Annotated in this window: 22 protein-coding genes; 8 read left to right on the top strand and 14 right to left on the bottom strand. The window is 43.7% G+C overall.

The window, feature by feature from the left end:
- Positions 1-22: 22 nt before the first annotated feature.
- The 5 genes from WCV65_RS02695 to nagE form a co-directional block, all read right to left on the bottom strand.
- Positions 23-268, bottom strand: a complete 246-nt coding sequence (locus tag WCV65_RS02695; RefSeq protein WP_338779848.1) for a hypothetical protein — start codon at positions 266-268, stop codon at positions 23-25.
- 32 nt (positions 269-300) lie between these two features.
- Complete coding sequence (locus tag WCV65_RS02690) at positions 301-1,389, bottom strand: ABC transporter permease (protein WP_338779846.1); 1,089 nt, start codon at positions 1,387-1,389, stop codon at positions 301-303.
- A complete protein-coding gene (locus WCV65_RS02685) occupies positions 1,386-2,309 on the bottom strand; it encodes an ABC transporter ATP-binding protein (protein WP_338779844.1) in 924 nt (307 codons plus the stop codon). Before WCV65_RS02685 ends, WCV65_RS02690 begins: the two co-directional genes overlap by 4 nt.
- 106 nt (positions 2,310-2,415) lie before the next feature.
- Positions 2,416-2,607, bottom strand: coding sequence for a DNA-binding protein (locus WCV65_RS02680; RefSeq protein WP_338779842.1), 192 nt, complete (start codon positions 2,605-2,607; stop codon positions 2,416-2,418).
- A 156-nt stretch (positions 2,608-2,763) separates the two neighbouring features.
- On the bottom strand, positions 2,764-4,239 hold the full coding sequence (nagE, locus tag WCV65_RS02675) for an N-acetylglucosamine-specific PTS transporter subunit IIBC (RefSeq protein WP_338779840.1): 1,476 nt from the start codon (positions 4,237-4,239) through the stop codon (positions 2,764-2,766).
- 408 nt (positions 4,240-4,647) lie between these two features.
- Here nagE and WCV65_RS02670 point away from each other — a divergent pair, with 408 nt between their 5' ends.
- The 3 genes from WCV65_RS02670 to WCV65_RS02660 all read left to right on the top strand — a co-directional run bounded on the left by WCV65_RS02670 (position 4,648) and on the right by WCV65_RS02660 (position 7,864).
- A complete protein-coding gene (locus WCV65_RS02670; protein WP_338779838.1) occupies positions 4,648-5,721 on the top strand; it encodes a hypothetical protein in 1,074 nt (357 codons plus the stop codon).
- Positions 5,722-5,799: 78 nt separating this feature from the next.
- Positions 5,800-6,489, top strand: a complete 690-nt coding sequence (locus WCV65_RS02665; RefSeq protein WP_338779837.1) for a response regulator transcription factor — start codon at positions 5,800-5,802, stop codon at positions 6,487-6,489.
- A complete protein-coding gene (locus WCV65_RS02660; RefSeq protein WP_338779835.1) occupies positions 6,473-7,864 on the top strand; it encodes a HAMP domain-containing sensor histidine kinase in 1,392 nt (463 codons plus the stop codon). The genes WCV65_RS02665 and WCV65_RS02660 overlap by 17 nt, the downstream gene beginning before the upstream one ends.
- A 268-nt stretch (positions 7,865-8,132) precedes the next feature.
- On the opposite strand, the gene WCV65_RS02655 is transcribed toward WCV65_RS02660, so the two are convergent.
- Positions 8,133-8,672: a GNAT family protein gene (locus WCV65_RS02655; RefSeq protein WP_338779833.1), complete on the bottom strand. Its 540-nt coding sequence runs from the start codon at positions 8,670-8,672 to the stop codon at positions 8,133-8,135.
- A gap of 181 nt (positions 8,673-8,853) precedes the next feature.
- Between WCV65_RS02655 and WCV65_RS02650 the strand changes: the two genes are divergently transcribed.
- Positions 8,854-9,543: an alpha/beta hydrolase gene (locus WCV65_RS02650; protein ID WP_338779831.1), complete on the top strand. Its 690-nt coding sequence runs from the start codon at positions 8,854-8,856 to the stop codon at positions 9,541-9,543.
- A 43-nt stretch (positions 9,544-9,586) separates the two neighbouring features.
- Here WCV65_RS02650 and WCV65_RS02645 read toward each other — a convergent pair whose 3' ends face one another.
- The 4 genes from WCV65_RS02645 to WCV65_RS02630 form a co-directional block, all read right to left on the bottom strand.
- Entirely contained in the window at positions 9,587-10,153 is a 567-nt protein-coding gene (locus WCV65_RS02645; protein ID WP_338779830.1) for a cysteine hydrolase family protein, read from the bottom strand.
- Positions 10,154-10,212: 59 nt separating this feature from the next.
- Entirely contained in the window at positions 10,213-12,126 is a 1,914-nt protein-coding gene (locus WCV65_RS02640; protein ID WP_338779828.1) for a 3'-5' exonuclease, read from the bottom strand.
- A gap of 342 nt (positions 12,127-12,468) precedes the next feature.
- On the bottom strand, positions 12,469-13,020 hold the full coding sequence (locus WCV65_RS02635; RefSeq protein ID WP_338779826.1) for a hypothetical protein: 552 nt from the start codon (positions 13,018-13,020) through the stop codon (positions 12,469-12,471).
- 33 nt (positions 13,021-13,053) lie between these two features.
- On the bottom strand, positions 13,054-13,668 hold the full coding sequence (locus WCV65_RS02630; protein ID WP_035407551.1) for a class I SAM-dependent methyltransferase: 615 nt from the start codon (positions 13,666-13,668) through the stop codon (positions 13,054-13,056).
- A 223-nt stretch (positions 13,669-13,891) separates the two neighbouring features.
- Between WCV65_RS02630 and WCV65_RS02625 the strand changes: the two genes are divergently transcribed.
- The gene (locus WCV65_RS02625) at positions 13,892-15,127 is read left to right on the top strand and encodes a hypothetical protein (RefSeq protein ID WP_338779823.1); all 1,236 of its coding nucleotides are present in this window, start codon (positions 13,892-13,894) and stop codon (positions 15,125-15,127) included.
- Positions 15,128-15,198: 71 nt separating this feature from the next.
- Here WCV65_RS02625 and WCV65_RS02620 read toward each other — a convergent pair whose 3' ends face one another.
- Positions 15,199-15,396 (bottom strand): DUF1272 domain-containing protein, encoded by a 198-nt coding sequence (locus tag WCV65_RS02620; protein ID WP_338779821.1) that lies wholly within the window; start codon positions 15,394-15,396, stop codon positions 15,199-15,201.
- Positions 15,397-15,697: 301 nt separating this feature from the next.
- Between WCV65_RS02620 and WCV65_RS02615 the strand changes: the two genes are divergently transcribed.
- From WCV65_RS02615 to WCV65_RS02605, 3 genes are all read left to right on the top strand, one after another.
- On the top strand, positions 15,698-16,126 hold the full coding sequence (locus WCV65_RS02615) for an Lrp/AsnC family transcriptional regulator (RefSeq protein ID WP_338779819.1): 429 nt from the start codon (positions 15,698-15,700) through the stop codon (positions 16,124-16,126).
- A gap of 305 nt (positions 16,127-16,431) precedes the next feature.
- A complete protein-coding gene (locus WCV65_RS02610; protein ID WP_035407559.1) occupies positions 16,432-17,121 on the top strand; it encodes a hypothetical protein in 690 nt (229 codons plus the stop codon).
- 18 nt (positions 17,122-17,139) lie between these two features.
- Positions 17,140-18,048 carry an HD-GYP domain-containing protein gene (locus WCV65_RS02605; RefSeq protein WP_338779815.1) on the top strand — a complete coding sequence of 303 codons (909 nt, stop codon included), beginning with the start codon at positions 17,140-17,142 and terminating at the stop codon, positions 18,046-18,048.
- A 74-nt stretch (positions 18,049-18,122) separates the two neighbouring features.
- Here the strand turns inward: WCV65_RS02605 and WCV65_RS02600 are convergent, their stop codons facing one another.
- From WCV65_RS02600 to WCV65_RS02590, 3 genes are all read right to left on the bottom strand, one after another.
- Positions 18,123-18,908 carry an SDR family oxidoreductase gene (locus WCV65_RS02600; RefSeq protein WP_338779813.1) on the bottom strand — a complete coding sequence of 262 codons (786 nt, stop codon included), beginning with the start codon at positions 18,906-18,908 and terminating at the stop codon, positions 18,123-18,125.
- A 76-nt stretch (positions 18,909-18,984) separates the two neighbouring features.
- Entirely contained in the window at positions 18,985-19,227 is a 243-nt protein-coding gene (locus WCV65_RS02595; protein ID WP_338779811.1) for a hypothetical protein, read from the bottom strand.
- 16 nt (positions 19,228-19,243) lie between these two features.
- The gene (locus WCV65_RS02590; protein ID WP_338779809.1) at positions 19,244-19,825 is read right to left on the bottom strand and encodes a vWA domain-containing protein; all 582 of its coding nucleotides are present in this window, start codon (positions 19,823-19,825) and stop codon (positions 19,244-19,246) included.
- Positions 19,826-19,840 lie beyond the last annotated feature (15 nt).

Raw genomic sequence — 19,840 nt, 5'->3', positions numbered from 1 at the left:
CAATAGAAAAAAACAGAACCCCTCAGGATTCTGTTCCAGCAGCAGCAACCAAAGCATTCAGCTGGTCATTGCGTTCTTCCCGCTCTTCCACAGAAGCGAGATCGTATTTTTTTAATAAATGAAAGACTTCATTCAATGTTTCCTGCCGCTGCTCATTCTGCAAAAATATCTCGGTGTCCATTGCCGTTTTTTGGGGCAGATGTTCCTGCTGCTGCATAAGCTTCTTCAGGACGTCTTCACTTGAATGATCGAGATTGCAGATTCCCATAGAAATCACCTCTACCTATCTATTCCTTTTCCTTACTCCCATTTAAACGTAAAGCTCGCGATGATAAAAGCCCCTGCTACCCAGCATGCAAGAATCAGAGCTTCCGTACCAAGTGTCATTAGTGATGCGCCGACGTTCATGACTTCCCTCAGCGCATGGCTTAAGTGGGAAATTGGGAGAACGTACACGATTGGCTGCAGGAAATCCGGCATGTCTTTGATGGGGAAAAAGACGCCTCCCAAAAATAGCATCGGGAAGGAAAGGAAGCCTGCGATTGGCGCGGCGCTTTCCGGTGTTTTCGCAATTCCTGCGATAATAAATCCGATTGCCATAAAGGCAAGTGTTCCTAAAATAACAAAGCCAACAAGCGTCAGCCATGAGCCTCGCACGTCCACTCCGAAAATCAGCTGGGCGATGATGAGGACAAGCAGTGCCTGCAAGCCGTTCAGCATGAGGCGGGCAGTAATTTGAGCGGCAATAAAGGTCGAAGCCTTGAGCGTCGTCCCCTGCATCCTTCTCAAAATACCGCGTTCTCTCCACGCCGCAATCTGCCCTGCGACCCCGTTCATATTGTTGCTCATGATCATCATCGCAACGATTCCAGGTACGAGGAAGTCGATGTATTGAAGGTTGAGTGTTTCGATTCCTTTTGCTTCCGTCACCACAACCGGCTTGTAATTGACCTGCTCCTTGCTGATTTGATCAACCGCTCCGTTAACTAGCTGAAGCCCGATTTGGGATGCGGCCGCATTTGTTTCATCATAGTAAACAGGCATTTTAAATGGAGCGCCCTTGCCGAGCTTTTCTGCATAATCCTTTGGAATCACAATTGCGATTTGCAGGTCTCCTTTTTTCACGGCACTGAATGCCTTGTCTTCATTCGATTCCTTTTCCAGCTCCATGGCCTGATTTTTCTTTAGTGCCTCTACGAACGCCTTAGACTCCGCGGATTGATCCTCATCCACTACTCCAACCTTGACAGACATGCTGTTGCCGCCGCCAAGGAAGGATCCGAGCATGACCATCAGAAAAATCGGAAACGCAAGCGTCCAAAATAAGACTTGGCGGTTCCGGATAAAAATCCGCAGCTGGGTTAACGTCAATTGCCAATATGCCTTCATGCTTCCCTCAAACTCCTTCCGGTCATATGGATAAAGACGTCCTCGAGCGTTGCCGTCCGGATCTGCAAATCTGCGAGTTTCAAGCCTTGATCGGCGGCTGTCTGGATAAGACTCGTTAAGGTTGCCTGCAGATTATCCGTATACAAAATGGTTGCGTCCTTTTGACTGCCAACCTGCTTCACTCCTTCTATTTGAGTAAGGTCCAGTTCGGCCCCTTCCTCTTCAAAACGGAATTCAACAGCATTTTCCGAGTGAAGGCTCCTTACAAGCTCAGCCGGTGTATCCAGCGCAATCAGATTTCCCTGATCCATAATCGCAATCCGGTCGCACAGTACATGGGCTTCATCCATATAATGCGTCGTCAAGACCACCGTTTTCCCTTTTTCCTTCAGCTTAAAGATGATGTCCCACAGTGTTCTTCTTGCCTGCGGATCAAGACCCGTTGTCGGCTCGTCGAGAAAAATAATCCACGGATCATGGACAAGAGCAAGCGCAATGGCAAGCCTCTGCTTCTGTCCGCCGGATAAGCTTTTAATCCTGCTTTTCGTTTTGTCCGTCAGCAGCATATCCTCAATGAGCGGATGGATGGGAATGTGCTTTTTATAAAAACTTGCATACAAGACCAAAATCTCCTCAACCGTTAACAGCTCAAACAACGTCGTCGACTGAAGCTGAACACCGATGACTTCCTTCACCTTATTTAAATCCCGCACCACATCAAATCCGCCGATATCCGCCGAACCGCCGTCCGGCTTACGGAGTCCGACAAGCATCTCAAGCGTCGTCGTCTTCCCCGCTCCATTTGGGCCGAGCACACCAAACACTTCGCCCTTCCTCACTTCAAACTTGATTCCATTCACAGCCGTGAAGTCCCCATATTTCTTGACGAGGCTATTTACGCTGATAATCGATTCGCTCATTTTTCACACTCCAAAATGGGACAGATTGCCGCTGCCCCAATTATCTTTTACATAGGTATGTATTCTTTCTTCTTGGTGTTTATCCCTCTATTTTAGAGAGGGCGATTTAATTACGGAACAACAACCCTTTTTCCTGCAGAGCTTCCCGAAGCTGCCCAATCGCTTTCGGTCCCATTCCATGCAGCTTTAAAAGTTCTTTCTCGCTAACCTCTGTCAGCTGTTCAAGACGAACGTACCCTGCACCTGCAAGTGCACGCTGTGCGGGTTTTGCTAATTTTGGAGGAAAATCGCTTGTCACGTGAATGCTCCTTTCTTTAAGTTAGTCGGACGCTAAGTCCACAATACGGAAGAGACGCCATGAAGAATTTATCCTTAGTCCGTCTCTCAATTTGAACTTTTCTTTCACTATAAATCAAAAAAGAAAGGAGCTGACACCCCTTTCCAATTCTCCTTGCTATTTCCTTATTTTCTGCATCTCATCCGCCACAAACTGTACATTCGTTCCTACAATAACCTGAATGCTGCTGGCGCCGACGATGTTGATTCCCGGTACACCGGTTGCTTTGATCTTTTGCTGATCGACGGCTTTCATATCTTTTACTTCAATTCGAAGACGGGTGACGCAGTTGTCGATGGATGTGACATTGTCGTCTCCACCCAGACCTTCGTAAATTCTGGCAGCCATAAGCGTAAATTTGTTTTCTGTACCCGCTCCTGCAACTGCAGGTGCTGCTTCGTTTACTACGAGTCCTTCATCTAACTTTGCTGCATCATTTTCTTCTCTTCCAGGTGTCATCAAGTTGAATTTCACAATCAGGAAACGGAACAAGAAGTAGTAAAGTACGGCGAAGACTAGTCCTTGAACAATGAGCATGTATGGGCTGTTTGCTAAAGGAAGTCTGGAGCTTAAGAAAAAGTCAATGAATCCGGCACTGAAACCAAAGCCTGCCGTCCAGTGGAAGAAAGCCGCAACTGCAAGTGATAATCCCGTTAAAACTGCATGGGCAACAAACAATAGCGGCGCCACAAACATGAAGGCGAATTCCAATGGCTCGGTTACTCCCGTAAAGAAGGATGCCACACCTGCCGCAAGCATGAGTGAAGCGACTTGCTTTTTATTCTTTGTTTTTGCTGTGTGGTACATCGCAAGCGCAGCTGCCGGAAGACCGAACATCATAACCGGGAAGAAGCCCGCCTGATACATTCCGGTTACACCTTTGGTTCCCTTGCCGGACCAGAAATTACCGATATCGTTGATCCCCGCCACGTCAAACCAGAAAACTGAATTAAGTGCGTGGTGAAGACCCGTAGGAATTAATAAACGATTGAAAAATCCGTAAAGACCGGCACCCACAAATCCAAGCTTACTGATTGCTTCACCGAAGGAAACCAGGCCAGAGAATACAACCGGCCAAACAAATAGCAGGATGCCTGAAACGATAAGCATAGCGACTGCCGACATAATTGGTACAAGACGTTTCCCGCTAAAGAAGGCCAGCGCATCCACAAGCTTCACATGGCTAAAGCGGTTATACATAATGGACGCAATGATACCGGATAGAATTCCGATAAACTGGTTCTCTATTTTTCCAAAGGCCGGATTTACTTTCGCCGCGTCTATCCCCTGAAGCATGGCGACTGTATCCGATGACAGCAAAGTGGTGATGACGAGAAAGGCAACGAGTCCGCTTAATGCAGCGGAACCATCCCGTTCCTTCGCCATCCCTAAGGCTACTCCCACCGCGAACAAAATTCCCATATTATCAATAATGGAAGAACCCGCTTTTATCAGAAAAGCGGCAGCCGGAATCGACGCCCCCCATCCCGTTGGATCCATCCAATAGCCAATCCCCATTAATATAGCCGCTGCCGGCAATACCGCAACCGGAAGCATTAAGGAACGGCCAATTCTTTGCAAATAGTTCATCATGCTGAAAACTCCCCCTATAAACAATCTTTTTTGTCTGTTGTACCACATTTTCTTGCCTTTGCCCCTTTGCGTTGGGACATTTTCTACGAAAGATATAATAATATCATTAAATCTGCTTGTATCCTCCTTTGTTAAAATTTTTATGAAGGTTTATGTAAGCGTATACATTAATAATCATAACAAAGTTCGTTCGTCTTTTATATGGATTCTTTGCATTTCTCCACCCGCAACTTAAGCTCTGACATCTTCCTGACTTCAAATCCTTCCAAACACTGACTGAAATTCCTAGAAAAACTTTAATAAGCCTTACCCTTGACATTTACCTGACACATTCGCCCAGTAAAGTATGAGTATAAGGTTCAGCAAGGCAAACAACCTTAAAACGCCCATACTTAGGAGGAAATACAAATGAAAAAATCAGCTATAAGCTTTGCGGTTGCAGGAACGGTTTTACTTGGAGGCTATGCAGCATCTTCAGCTTTCGCAGCAAGTGATGCAAATACAAAAACTACAGCGGCGGCCGATGCAAGCACGGCTAAGCAGGATTTCGGCGGAAAGGGATTCGGACATAAAGGACATGGTCCTAAAGGATTCTTCGGCGGAAATACAGACGAGCTGCTGGCTCAAGCGAAGTCACTCGGCATCAGTACAACGGGTAAAACAGCTCCGGAAATCATGAAGGAAATCAGGACCGCAGCTGTAAATAAAGAAGCGAAGGAGCTTGGTATAAAAACAGCCGGCAAAGATCTTGAAACACTGGCGCAGGAAGTTCACTTGGCGAAGCTTCAAAAACAGGCAAAAGCGCTTGGTCTTTCTACAGCGAACAAGGATGAGCAAACCCTTCATAATGAGATCGAGCTTGCCCAGCTGAAGAAAAAAGCAAAAGAACTCGGCGTATCTGCTGACAATAAAGATGAGCAAACACTTAGACAGGATGTAATGACAGCAGCTCTGAACAAAAAAGCAAAAGAGCTTGGCGTTTCAATAAGCGGCAAGGATCAGCAAACCATCCAGCAGGAAGTTTTCACGGCAGCCGTTAACAAAGAAGCAAAAGAACTGGGCATATCAACGAGCGGTAAAGACATCCGCGACCTTGCTCAGGAAGTCCGCATAGCAAAAGTAAAAGCGGATTCGAAACAATACGGAATCACAGTGGATGGCAAAACCGTTCAACAAATCGCTTCCGAAGTGATGGATAAAAAAATTGCGAAGCTTGCAAAAGAGCTGAACATTTCGACTGCGGATAAAACGACTCGTGATTTATTAGAAGAAATCAAAACGAAAAATCCAGACAAGCTGAACGAATTGCTGGATAAAGACGGATTCGGTTTAGGTTTAGGCGGATTCGGACCGGATCATGGCAAAGGGCACGGCGGTCATAATGGCGGCGGCCGCGGGCATGGCGGACCAGGAGAAGGCGGTCCTGTAGGCACACCCGATCAAGACGGACCGGACGCTGCTCCTCAAGGAATGGGCATCTAAAAAAGATACAAGCGAAACTCCTTGGTATTTATAGCCAGGGAGTTTTCTTGTATAGTGAAGGTAACAGGAGGAGCGGTCATGAATAAAACCATTTTAGTAGCAGAAGATGAGGAAACTATTTCAAGAGTGTTGAGTGTTTATTTAAAACACGAAGGATATGAAGTGCTCCAAGCCTTTGACGGGAATGATGCGGTAGCTGTTTTCCGGGAAAAATCCCCTGACCTTGTCCTGCTGGATGTGATGCTTCCGGGTATGGAGGGCTGGGAGGTTTTACAGGAAATCAGAAAAGTAAGTGCCTGTCCAGTCATTATGCTGACGGCGCTCGGAGACATTGATTATAAATTAAAAGGACTCAATCAAGGCGCGGATGATTACATTTCAAAGCCGTTTATCGGTGAAGAAGTCATTGCCAGGGTGAACGCTGTACTGCGCCGTTCTTCAAAAATCCTGGAATCCGATAATCGGAAGCAAATCGGGAATTTAAGCATTCACTTTGATTCCCATCTTGTGACCATTGATGGCGAATCCGTGATCCTGACTCCGAAGGATCTCTCGCTGCTCATCTTCCTTGCAGAGCGGCCGAACCGGACCTTTACTAGAGAAGAATTAATTGAACATGTATGGGGCATGGACTATGAAGGAAGCGACCGGGCAGTGGATCTTGCGGTGAAGCGGATCCGCCAGGCGCTCATTAATTGGTCATCCGCCTACGGTGAGATCAGAACGCTCAGAGGATTGGGGTATCAGTTCAGTGTTTACGAAAAATAAAAAACGGACAACATTATTAAAATATTGGACGACCCGGTACCTCTTCTCCCTTTGTATCGGTCTGCTCATTTTAGGTATCGGCTCCTTCTGGTGGATCCGCCAGACGACCATTGATAACCGGCTGAATTTGCTTGAATATTTAGCAGCTGAATCGGCCGAGACAGCAGCCGGACAAAAAAATTTTGAAGACTTTGACCGACGGATTGATCAGCGTTCCCGGGTTTTGGATATGGGCCGTCCCCCGCAAATTTTCATTACGAATAAGAAAGGCGTCCTGGTAAGAGGACCGCATAGGGGTCCGGGACCCGAGATGGGACCTGAAAAGCTGAAGCTTCCTGCAAACATTTTTTCCAATAATGAAACCGTTCAAAAATTAAAGATTAACGGAACGTCCGTTTACACCATTAAAGAGCCTATTGTCATTGATTCGGTGCAAAAAGGCTGGGTTGTCGTCATGCAGACAGAAGACCAGCTGGCAGACGTCAATCAGGAATACCGCCTAATCGCCATTTTACTTATTGGCCTTGGACTCCTAGGCTGGCTCGTCATCTATATTCTCTCCAAACGGATCCTGAAGCCGATCCAGGAGGTCGCCCTCGCTGCGGCTGAAATCAAAGAAGGGCAATACGATATCAAGCTGAACTCTGACGTGAGGGAACAGGAAATCTACGACCTCGTAACCTCTTTTGAAGAGATGACGCAGAGGCTGACTCAGCTTGAAAAACTGAGAGCCGAGCTGCTCGCAGGCGTTACACATGATTTAAAAACACCCGTCACCTCCATCAGCGGACTCGTCCAGGCTGTGAGAGACGGAATCGTCACCGGCGAAGAACGCCAGGAATTTCTGGACATTACACTTAAAGAAATCCATCGTCTCCAAACGATGATCGCGGACCTGCTGGACTTTAACTCCCTATCCGCCGGCGCCTTTACCCTTCATCCGGAGACATGCAATATGAACGAACTTATTCATAATATTGTCAGGCAGTGGAGCGTGACTCAGCAAAACGAGGTTAAGTATGTAGTGTATACACCAGAAAAAATCATTACACTCGAGACCGACCCACTAAGACTTCAGCAGATTCTCATCAACCTATTGAACAATTCCAGCCAGGCAATGGACGGAAAAGGACTAATTACGGTGACTTTATTTGAAGACCGGATTGAAGTTGCTGACAACGGACCAGGTATACCCGAAAGTGAGCAGCCGTATATCTTCGAACGCTTTTTCCGGGGTGAAAAGAAAAAACTGAAGGTACGCGGGCTCGGACTTGGATTGCCGTTCAGCAAAATGCTTGCGAAGGCTTTGGGCGGGGATTTGGTGCTGAAGGAGAGCGATTCAGGCGGGTGTGTGTTTTCGGTTGTATTGAGGTAAGGAGGCTATGCTTCAGAGCACAGCCGCCAGTTCTACCTTCTTCTCCATAATCTGGTTAGAAGGCTGGAGTCCGTGTCGAATCCCCCCGAAAAGTCGATATATAAAAATAATGGTCGATATATTCGAAAAATAGACGATATATCTAAAAAATAGTCGATATCTTTGAAAAATAGTCGATATATCCGAAAAATAGCCGATAACCATTCTCATCTGATCGTTTTCTTTCTAATTTGGGCTCTATATTGGCTTATTGAGACGTTTCTAAACACTATTTAGCTCTATAACTCTCATTAATGATGGCCAAAACCTGATGATCCTCCCAATTACCGTTGATCATGACGTTTTTCTTTGAAATTCCCTCTTTGTGAAAGCCTGATTTCTCCAAAATGCGGATTGAGCCTTTGTTGTGTGGCATGACTTCCGCCTCTATTCGATGCAGATTCAATTCATTGAAGCCAAAGTCGACGATTAACTGAACGGCCTCTGTCATGTACCCTTTTCCGTTATGGTCCTGATCTAAGGAATAACCGATCATTGCCTTTTGGGCTGGACCCCTTTCTACTTTAAAAAAGCCAATTTGTCCAATTAATTTTTTTGATTGGTGCAGGTAGATACCAAAAGAATATCCTGAATCCTTTTCCCGGTTTTCCTCAAATTTCTTCATTCTGCTTATTTGCCCTTCCAGCGTATAATATTGATCGTCTCTGTCAGGTGCAAACTGGCTGAAAAACTCTCTGTTTCTTTGTTCCATTTTCAAAATAGGCTCTGCATCTTCTGCACTTAAAGGCTGTAGATAAATGTTCATCATCAAACCTCCACTTTTCTGCTAATAGAGCTTTTCTCCTTGTTCATTAAATTAATCCCTTTATTTTTCTGTAAATTCTTTTTATTATGAATATAACATGCTGTTCCATTTTATAGATGTTGTTTGTTGTTTTTCAGAGCAAATTATCTTCCTAATCAGGAACCTGCCAAGGAGATGACTGAAGATGAAAACACGCGTAAACCAGCTCGAATTGAACGGACTCCCCTTTCAATATCGGGAAACAGGGGAAGCTTCTGCCCCGCCGATTGTTGCGCTTCATGCACTTGGGATGAGTGGGGAATCTTGGGATCATGCGGCGGCGGTGCTGGGGGAAAAATACCGCGTTTTAGCCCTTGATCAAAGGGGGCACGGCGGGAGCGCAAGACCTGGTCAATACACGTTTGAAAAGATGTGCGAGGACCTGCTTCATTTTGCAGATGCGATGAATTTAGAGACCTTTACATTATTGGGGCATTCCATGGGCGGGACAGTATCCTATCTTTTTTCGGAAACCTTTCCTTCGAGAGTAGAACGGTTAATCGTTGAAGACACACCGCCTCCATTTCCGGATAAACCATTGGATATTCCCTCAGAACCTTCAGATCCGCTTCCATTCGATTGGCCTGTGGTGCCTTCTATTATGCAGCAGCTGAACGAGCCTGATCCGAAATGGTGGGCTCGCCTTCCTGATATTTCTGCTCCTGCTCTGATCATCGGCGGCGGAGCCAGTCACATTCCTCAAGACAAATTGAAGGAAGTATCCGGGCTTATTCCGAATTGCGAATTAGTAACAATTGAAGATGCCGGGCACTTTGTCCATGATGATAACCTGCCAGAATTTTTAGCGGCTGTTCAAAACTTCCTTTCCAAGTAAAAAAAAGCCAGGAGAAACGGATCGTCTCTCCTGGCCTCCTCCATCATGCCTCAGCTCGATACCCATCATGCATCGGACTAAAAACGTCTTCACTTGCTTCTCGAACAATCGAAAAATTATCCACATTGTAATGGCCGTGCAGCGTTTTATTATGATGCCGGATGATCTGTTCAGCAGGTAAAACAGGTGAATTCGTTGTGGAGTGCCCGTCCTTAACAAGTGTCACATCAAACCCCGAAACCGTTGCCGTCCGGACCGCGGTATCAATGCAATACTCCGTTTGGCATCCCATGATGACAAGATGCTGAATCTCTTTTTCTCTCAAATACCCTAGTAAAGGTGTACCGTAAAAGGAATTGGTCGCCCGCTTGTCAAAAATAACGGAATCTTCCGGAACATGAATGGCCGGGTGAATATCAAACCCAGGACTTTTCCCTCCTGCCACATCCAAATCACGGATGAAAATAACCTCGATGTCTGACTGCTGTGCTTTTTCAATGAGGGTATTAATAGTGTTTAACAGCCTCTCTTTGTTATAAACAGGTTGTTCGTTTTCATTTCCTTCAACCAGTTCAGCTTGAGTGTCGATGACTAGCAGTGCCTGTTTCAATGGACAAAACCCCCTTTAATAGGTTTAACTTCTCCATTCGAAAAGAAATATCCTTCTGCTTAAACCGAACCCAACTTCTCTTTCAGCTTCAACCGATTATCCTTTATTTTATCGAAGTAATTTGTGAATTCCGACTCTCCAGAATAAGAGATAAATAAATAGTCCTTTGATCTCGTCATTCCGATATAAAGAAGAGATACCTCTCTTTCCTTATTCGCCTCCAATGCAAAAGGCATGTTTTCGGCATTCACGATGAAGACAGCCTGAAAATCCAGCCCTTTGCTGCTGTCAATTGTGCTGATGACAACCTTTTCCTGATTTTTCTCATAGCCCCGTTTGCTGTCTGCGTTTTCCGTCAGCCAGAAATTCGGGATACCGGCAGCCTTTAATTCCTTTTGGATGGTTTCAATGATGTTTTGATTATACGTTCGTTTTACTCTATAAAGGATCAGCATTTCAGAGTACGGAACGCCCTTTTCAGCATGAAGCCTCTTCATTAGCTTTATGGCGAAACCCATTTCCTCTTTCAGGTTTTTGCCTTTCAAGATTGCTGGCTCCGGCCCTCTTCTTCTCGTACTTTGAGGTGAAATAATTTCTTCTCCTTCGATGGAGCCTTTAACCACTTTATTCTTCAGAGCAGAGTGATTTCTGTAAAAGTCCCAGGCAAATTTTACGATTTGCGCTGTATTCCGATAGTTTATAGAAAGGATTTTCGACCGGCCTTGAAAGCTTAGTCCTGTATCTTGTACATAGGAACGTTTACGTGAATAAATGTTTTGGACGCGGTCTTCCACGAGCAGGAGCATTTGTGTATCAGGATTTAAAACGGAGCTAGCAAGCGAGAGCCATTCCGGTTCAAAATCCTGTCCTTCATCGATGAGAATGGCATCATATTTTGGAAGAATGGCTTCTCCTGAAGCGAGCTTCTGAACAAATATAGGAATCTGCTTTTCACTGATTTTCATTTCCTGCTTCAGCCATGCGTGAAAATTATAGACCTGGATATTCTTCAAATCACCGTCATTTGCCGCATTGTTCGGGTCAAAATCAAACAAACTATCCGGTTCATTCATTTTCATCCGAATCATATGCCGGATTTCCTGAGCCAGCGAGATGTTGTAGCATAACACTAGAATTTTCCACTCCGGGTGCTGTTTCGATAGATATTTCGCTCTGGCAGATAAAATTAACGTTTTACCGCTCCCCGCAACTCCGCGTATCAGGCGATTTTTGTCTCCGATCTGCCTCGCCAGATTTTCCTGATGCAAATCCATCGTTTTGATTTCATGCAGGGACAGCAGGAGCTGATCCTGATAAGGAACAGGAGGCTTGAACTCGGCACTGATTCGCACTTCCGGAAACAAATGATACCGAATTGCATCAATCTCTTCTTTTGTAAGAGGTTCCTTTAAGCGGAATGGAACGACAAACATCCCCATGATTTTTTCAATCAGATTTTCTTCTGAGAATTCCTCTTTATCCGGATCGATTTCGTCTCTTGTTAACACCAGATTTGGATCGCAAACGGAATAAAGCCCTTCCCTCACGAAAAAATCCTGCTTCAGCCTTGTAAAAACGGCACCATATCCAGAAGGGAATTTTAATTTAAATCGATAGGGCCCCTCCGTTTGAATTAAATTCTTATCCTTTTGAAGGGCATTCGTAATATGAAACATGTAATCTCTTGCCTGCTTAATCGGACTTTTAACGGCTGCCTGCTGGCCTTTGCCGTTCACAATGGTCCATGTATCTGTATTTACCTGAAAAATTGTATTTTGCGTATAATCCTTCACCTCAAGAACCACTAATCCAAGATCAGGCCCGATAATCACAAAATCAGGATGCCTTCCATGAATCTCAGGCTCATAGTAGACAATATAATCATCCGGAAGAAAATTTTTTAATGTCGTAAACAATAGTCTTTCACCAGCTGTGGCAGAAGAACGGATTGTTTCAGGGACCGTATAAGCCAATGTATTTCACTCCAGCATTCTAAGTTTAGTTACTTTTATCATATATCATTTCGACTACCAATTGTCGTTTATTGTAAAAATAAAAACCAGGTTATGGAATGATTCTTCACTTCCATAGCCTGGTTCTCTTTATTATGACAGACGGTATGTTATAAACTTCTCTGCTGGATTACTATCACAAGCTACGGTACATAGACTTCTTCCTACAGCAAATAGGATGGTAAGTTTTTTATGAAAAATGACTCTTCAGATGGATAATTTAAAATCAATTCCTATCTTCTTATAATACTCTTCTTTCATCGGTCAGCTTCTTAGGAAATAGAGACGAATTTCTATTTGCTATTATGTATTCCGCCATACAGCTGCATATTTCTTTTGATATTTGCTGTCTTCTTCTACCTCTATTAAACCAAGCGCTATTTGTTTTATTTCTTCATTCTTAACCTGATCATATAAGTTTCTGAGGCCTTGAATCAGATCAAATCGAATTAACGTATGATTTTTTTCATCTGAGCAGTGCGTAAAACGATTAGCGAGATGATGAATCAGCATTTCTTGCTGCTCATCTCCAGCCAAACCTACTCGCCAGATGGATTGCAAGCAATGTCTAGCCGTGACAAACTTGGGGTCTCTCGTTACTTCCCATAAACGGGGAAAATCATTAAGCATTCTTTTGTCCGGATCACTGATTGCCAGATGAGAAAGAAATTGTGCTGCACGTGATCTTTTGTGATGATTGCGATTGCTTAGGTCCTGTAGAAACTGATCCCACACTTCATATGCCCAGTTCACTTCTTTTTCTGTTACAGCTAATATATTTTTAAAAGCTGCATATTGAATTTCTTTGTCTGCCGATTCCAGATTGTCAAAATCCCTTTGAACTTGCGCTTCCATTTCATCAACTCCAGATAAGAAATTCAATTTCCCTTAATAAGAAAGCCGATAAATCATAAACTTCTCTGCCGGGTTAATGTCATAAAGCTCCGGTACATAGACTTCTTCTTTCAGCTCAAAGGCTGTCTGGTTTTCTAAAAAAAGGATGTATTCTTCGGATGGATAATACAAAACCAGTTCCGTTTCCCGAGGTTCTTTTTCTACTGAAAGCAGAATGTTGTTAACGATTTTGATGAACACTTGGATGGAAAACGGATTGAAGAAGTAAAACCGGTTATCTTGATCTGTAATGGAATATTCCTCTGCCAGGCAGCATTGGAATTGTATTTTATCTTTGTTCTTTTTGGTTTTTTTTCCGTAGCGATCCAGGTTTTCCAGAGCGGATTCATACAACCCTTCGTTCATTTCAATTCCGGTAACCGAGGCATTGAAATGATAATGGATATAGAAAATCAACCGTCCCATTCCGCAGCCGAAATCGACCACGTGATCGCCGCTCTCAAGCTTATAATATTCAAATAAGGCGTCGAGCGCGCGATATGGTGTTGGCTCGTAGCGGTGATAGTGATAGTGCACGGCTTGCAGGATTTCTTTTTGGTATCTTTCCGTTTTCACATTCATGATGTGGTCGTAATAGGCTTCCTTCATGGGGTCACTCCTAGATAATGTCTAATGATTATTATAGACTCACGTACTTTCTATATCAATTTTACAGGCAGGTTCTATACGGCTCATTATTCAAACAAGAATTCGACCGGATTGTCTGTCTATTTCCTTCTTTTTGTGTTCATCAGTCTAGTTTGTGAATTGAGTGACACGTCATAACCCTTTGATCAATAAAATGTTAGAAATAAGAAAGGGGTTATTTAACGTGTCCTCTCAAGAATCCGAACCCTCTTATTTTTTTGACAGCAGAGAGACTGATGAGGAAATCACCGATCATTTCAGGGCTTTCAGCCGCGATGAAATAGAGAAAGCATACGAAAAAAAATACCCACTTTTTCAACTGTTGTTTCAATTTAACATCCCAAAAGATTTAGTGAATGTTCTGGAGAAATTAAGCCGGGATGATGATGAATACAAGAAGCAATTTAATGACTTTCACACCGCTTTGGCCATCTGGAAAATGTATACGGGCTTTCAATGTAAGTTCAATCAAGTCCCGAAAATATTGATCTATTTAGTTGAGATGATTGATGAACTGAATGTCCCTATGCTTATTCGGACCTTTCATGTCCGCAGTATGCGCTTCGCCTTATCCCTCAAAAATGACATCCCTTCTATTTATGATCGGATCACATACGGCCTTATTTTCAGAGACCGCTTGCCATCTGTAATCCTGCATATGAAGCAGAAAAAACGAAATTTACACAGCTTTGCCGCTGGCATCGCCTGCAAATACCCTTTTGAGAATCCTGAATTGGAGCAGTGGGTACTATCGAAGACAGGGAAAACAAAGAATGAAACCGTTCATGATGGAATCGCCTATTGGGAGGAACCGGATTTTCCGCGGGAAGGCAGTTTATCTAAACAGAAAGAATACCTCGCTTTCAACCGAAAAGAGAGAGAATGGGAGCGTTGTAAAGAAAAATACCCAGCTTCTTTCGTGACACCGTTTACGTGCAGTTTAAAGCAAGAAAGAGTAGATTCCATCCATGGAAGGGCGTATGTTTTGGACCCTAATGATCAGAAACAGGTTATTTTGGGCCATTTGACCATTTGCTGCCAGCGATTAAATGGAAGCGGGGAAGCATCCATGATGGAAGGGCTATTGAACCCGGAAAGCGGCTTTTTACTCTTCGAAAAAAAATCAAAATTACTGGCTCAATCATGGATTTGGCTAAGCGAAGATGGAGACTTGCTCGTATTGGACAGTATGGAGTTTGCAGATAACCGGTCTGCCGGGGATATAATGGAGCTGTTAAGAGCATGGCTGGAAAAAACCTCCTATCAAAATATCCAAATGGGCAATGGTTTTAACCGGCCAATCATCGGTGAACAAGTCCCTCCTGAACACATAAAGTGGTACAAACAGCACTGGAAAGAACGCTACACTGATGCCTATGAGCGCGTTTGGCTAAAGAAAAACAGCCATATTTGTATATAATGACGGACCAGTTAACCGAAAGATCCATCCCAATTCAATTAGAAAAGGGATGGATCAGGAAGTTGCTAATATTAAGACCGGCTAATCGGGCAAGCTCCGCCCGCTCTTGGGCGCTTCACCAGTTCTCCCCCGCAGTTCTGGCAAACCCCGTGCATTTCTTTGGTACAATCTTCGCAAAACGTACATTCATGGGTACATATATAAGCGGTGGAATGCGCATCAAGTGTATGTTCGCATCTCTCACAATTCGTTCTCATTTCAAGCGCCATCTTTCAAGCTCCTCTCTCTTCTCAATACTTTTTCCGTCGTCCGGATTTCCGCAAATTCTTCGTGCAGATTAACTAGGGTCATTTGGTCCCCAGCCCGGGTCATCGAAGGCTTTCTGAACATCTATGATCAGCAGTGGAGTACGTCTATCCACAGCTCATCCCCTCCTATCTGTTTGCCCTTTTATTGTATTTCGAATTGGAATCATTTAACATACAGTTTATGAGGTAATGATAGAAAAAAACTTCATTTTTTACGTTCTTTATCATTCACAGATTTATATTTTAAGGAGGGTCTCTTTGAATGGATGCATTGGATCAGAAAATTATTTTTCATCTTCAGGAGGATGCCCGCATTTCCATGACGGAGCTCGGCAATCGGATCAATTTGTCCGTACCGGCTGTGAAGGAAAGGGTTAAAAAGCTTGAAGATAAAGGCGTCATTACCGCCTACAGAGCTGTGATTAACCCCGAAAAAATCAATAAATACGTCACGGCTTTTATTTTATTTGATTCAAAAAGATGCAAAGCCTTCCGCGAATTCTGCAGCGGTCAGTCTGAGGTGATGGAATGCCACAGGCTTGCCGGACAGTTCAGCTATCTAGTAAAAGTCGTCACTGAATCTGTTCATACATTGGAGGATTTCATTGATGCCGCTATGGAATATGGCCAGCCCTCCACTTTGATTAATTTGTCCTCTTCACTAGAATACAAGCCGTTTTTCAAGGTCTGAAAAAAGAAATGATATATATACCCTATATTCGACATAAAGAAACACACATTTTCAATATATTGAATTTTCTTAGATTATCGTTCTTTATAAAGCAATTATTGATAGTCAAATACTACTAGATAGTTTATACTAGTTTTTGAATCATATTTCCTGCTGGGCTCATTCCATGAAAGAATTAGGATGCAAAGCATTCGGAGCAAATTCCCTTTACACCATTTGAGCATGCTGCATGAGTCTCCATCTGTCACTGCCTCTTAAATACCTCTTGAAAGGCCTTAAGGGATCAAAAAACGGAGGGAAAAAACATGTTAAAAAAAGCTCTAGTCATCTCAATTTCTGTAATGCTGTCAGCGTCTTTTGGAACAAGCGCACTTGCAGCCACCAGCTCTGCCGATGTTGATAAAGTAATGGCCTCTATCGAGAAAACGAACACAGACATTGAAGCGAAAATTGCGAAAGCGGTCATCGAAGCGGACGCACTTGAAGCAGCTTATTTAGCCGATATTCAGAAATTAGAAGAAGGCGACACGGTGGTAAAGCTGAAAGAACAAGCGGGCAAGCTTGAAAGCGATTTATCCAAAACAAACGATTCTGTTAAAATCGAAAAAATTCAGAAGGAATTAGCTGCACTTAATGGTAAACTGGAAGCAGAAACAGCTAAAATCAGCGCCAAAATGGCTTCTCTTAAAGAAGAATTAGACGCTCTTTCTCTTTTAGCTCCTGAAGAAGGAAAAGAGAAAAAGAAACTGGACGAAAAAATGGCCAAGCTGAAAGAAAGACTGGACAAAAAAGCAGAAAAATACAACGACCGCACTGAAAAATTCACACGCGATCTTGATAAATTAATAACAGACTTATATGATACGACTCTTAAAATGTCGAACGACATGATTCAAAAAGCAGCAGAAAAAGGCATTCAAGCTGAAGCTTCGTGGACTTTGGTTGAATTGGGAGGCCGTTTAGTCTGGATTGATCCGATTAAGGTCTGCCACTAAGAACGGAGGCAAATGTACATGAAGGGTCTTCATCTCGGTTTTCAAGGTGATTTTTTAGAAAAAGTAACAGATATCAGCTCTGAGTACAGTTTGCTTGCTAAGGGAGACGGTGCTGAGGTCATTTTGCAAACCATCCTTGAGGGTAAGACCTTTTATGTGCATCCTGGTGACACACCGGAATTGATGGAGTTCTTTTATATCCTATCCGGTCATTGTGTATGTAAAGATTCGGGAGAAAATTTGAAGTCCGGTGACTACTTTTATCTGCATCAATTAAAAGAAGCCACCTATTTTAAAGCGGAAACCGAAATGAGAATGCTTTGGTTTATTACTCAGCCTGTTTTTCATTACATGAGCAAAAATATTGAAGAGCTTACGAAAATTGTTAAACAGGTAGAAGAAAAGGACTCATATACTTATCAGCACAGTGCCCGCGTTCAAACGTGCTCTGTCCAAATTGCCAAGCACCTTCTGCTTACGAAGGATCAGCTTGAAAACTTATATTATGCCTCGCTTTTCCATGACGTTGGAAAAATACATGTTCCCGAAGAAATACTGAACAAGCCCGATAAACTCACTCCGAAAGAATTTGAAATTTTAAAAAAGCACTCTTATGATGGAGCCCAAATGGTAAAATCCACATACTATGATCATATTAGCAACATTATCCTTCACCATCACGAAAGGCTCGATGGATCTGGATATCCATACGGGCTAAAAGGAGACCAAATCTCAACCGAAGCCCAAATCATTGCCATTGCAGACACATACGATGCCATGACCTCTGACCGGGTATACAGAAAAGGCTTGAATCCCGTTGATGCCATGAAAGAAATAAAGAGCTTAACGAACCGCCATTACAGGGAGCCGATTGTGGATGCCCTTGAGCAAGTGCTAATTTCTGAAGGGATTCTTCCGAAAGATTAGAATCATTACGGACTGCTGAAAAAAGACGGACCTCTATTTTCGAGGGTCCGTCTTTTTCATGACACAAAGCTGTATCAAATCTCCATTTTCCACCGTTCCTGCTCCGTTTCCTTCAGCTGTTTCTCTGTTTCTTCCGGGTGAACGGTACGGAATTTGTGGTGGTCTGCTGGGATGATTTCAATCATTTTTTCAATCATGTCCTGCGGATCAAACTGGTCTTTTAATCCTTCTGCCTGCTTGATCATGTCTGCCTTCTTTGTAAAATGCTTTTCTTCATCGAACCATTTCCATTTTTCTTCTGCACTCCGGTCGTTAAAGCCTGTACCATAGGCTCCCGGATTAATGGTTGCTACTTGCACGCCGAATTCTTTCAGCTCAGCCTGCATTGTCTGGGCGATTCCTTCAATTGCGTGTTTTGTGGCGGTATAAGGTCCGACATACGGAGTTGCGGAAATACCAGCCATTGAACTCATAAACACGATTTTACCGCTGCCTTTTTGAACCATCTTCCGGGCAGCAAGCTGCACCGTTTCAAGCGTTGCGAACACGTTCACCTCAAAAAGGGCGCGGAACCGGTCCATCGGAACCTCCGCTAGCGGACCGCCTTCGTTGATTGCCGCATTCGCGACAAATACATCAATATCATATTTTTCGATTTGAGCTCGGTCCCGTTCATTGGTGATATCGAGTTTAAAAACCTCCATATCAAGGCCTTGGCTTTGTGCTTCCTGCATCAAATCTGTTTTCTGGGCGGTGATTTCCGTTGCTGCGATGACGCGATGGCCTTTTTTTGCGAGACCGAGTGCTGCGCCTCTGCCCAGTCCGGTTCCTGCGCCTGTGATGAAGATGGTTTTGCTCATTTCAGGTTCCTCCTTGTGTAATTGCTCTATCTCTCTAGTTCCCATTTGGAGGGGGAGTAAACCATATGGATGCTCCCTATCTTTCTTTATACCTTTTAAATTGCGCAAGTTGTGTAGAGAAGCGCAAATGTTTATCCCCTGCTACTTCAATTGTAATTCTCCATTGAGGATGAATGATTAAATTATTTTCCTCGCCTAATTCCAGGACAGCATGAATAGTATCTTCATCTCTGTCCAAAATGACCATTTTCTTATTATCTCCATCTGTTATGGGGTTCAACGTTTCACCCATCTCAAGTTTATAATCCAAAAAATCCATCTTAATCCCCCTTGTTCTATTCCACGATTTTGTTGATCGATTCTTGCACGCTGGAATACATCGCTTCTATTCCAGCCGCTGATGCTGTAAACTCATGAACCATATCTTGCTGGACTCCAAGAAGATTTGCTTCATGAAACGCATCGATATTCGCTCCTAAAAATAGAAACTCCCAATTGTATTTTTCACGCTGATGGGTAATCAGATCTTTGACCTTGTCATGAGTAAATTCTCTGCTGGCATTCTCCATGCCATCCGTAGTGATGACGAACATGACCTTATCCGGTCTCTGATTTTCCTCAGTATGCTGAAGCCTGCTTCCCACTTCCAAAATCGCCTTGCCAATCGCATCCAGCAATGCGGTACATCCCCGTACATCGTAATTTTCTTTTGACAGTGATACCTCCTTTGCGTCTGCTCCATTCCAGAGAACCTCATATTGATCATCAAATAGAACGGCTGTAACATTCGTTTCGCCTTCCCGTTCCGTTTGCTTTTTTATAAGTGAATTAAAGCCTTCGATTGTTTCCTGTTCAAGTCCTGCCATTGACCCGCTGCGGTCAAGCAGGAACACAATCTCCTTTAAGCCAGCTTTCATTGTAATTCTCCTCTC

The sequence above is a fragment of the Metabacillus sp. FJAT-52054 genome (genome assembly GCF_037201815.1).
Lineage (GTDB): Bacteria > Bacillota > Bacilli > Bacillales > Bacillaceae > Metabacillus_B > Metabacillus_B sediminis.
The sequence above is the reverse complement of the archived record's forward strand: the minus strand, read 5'-3'. Positions and strand labels throughout refer to the sequence as shown.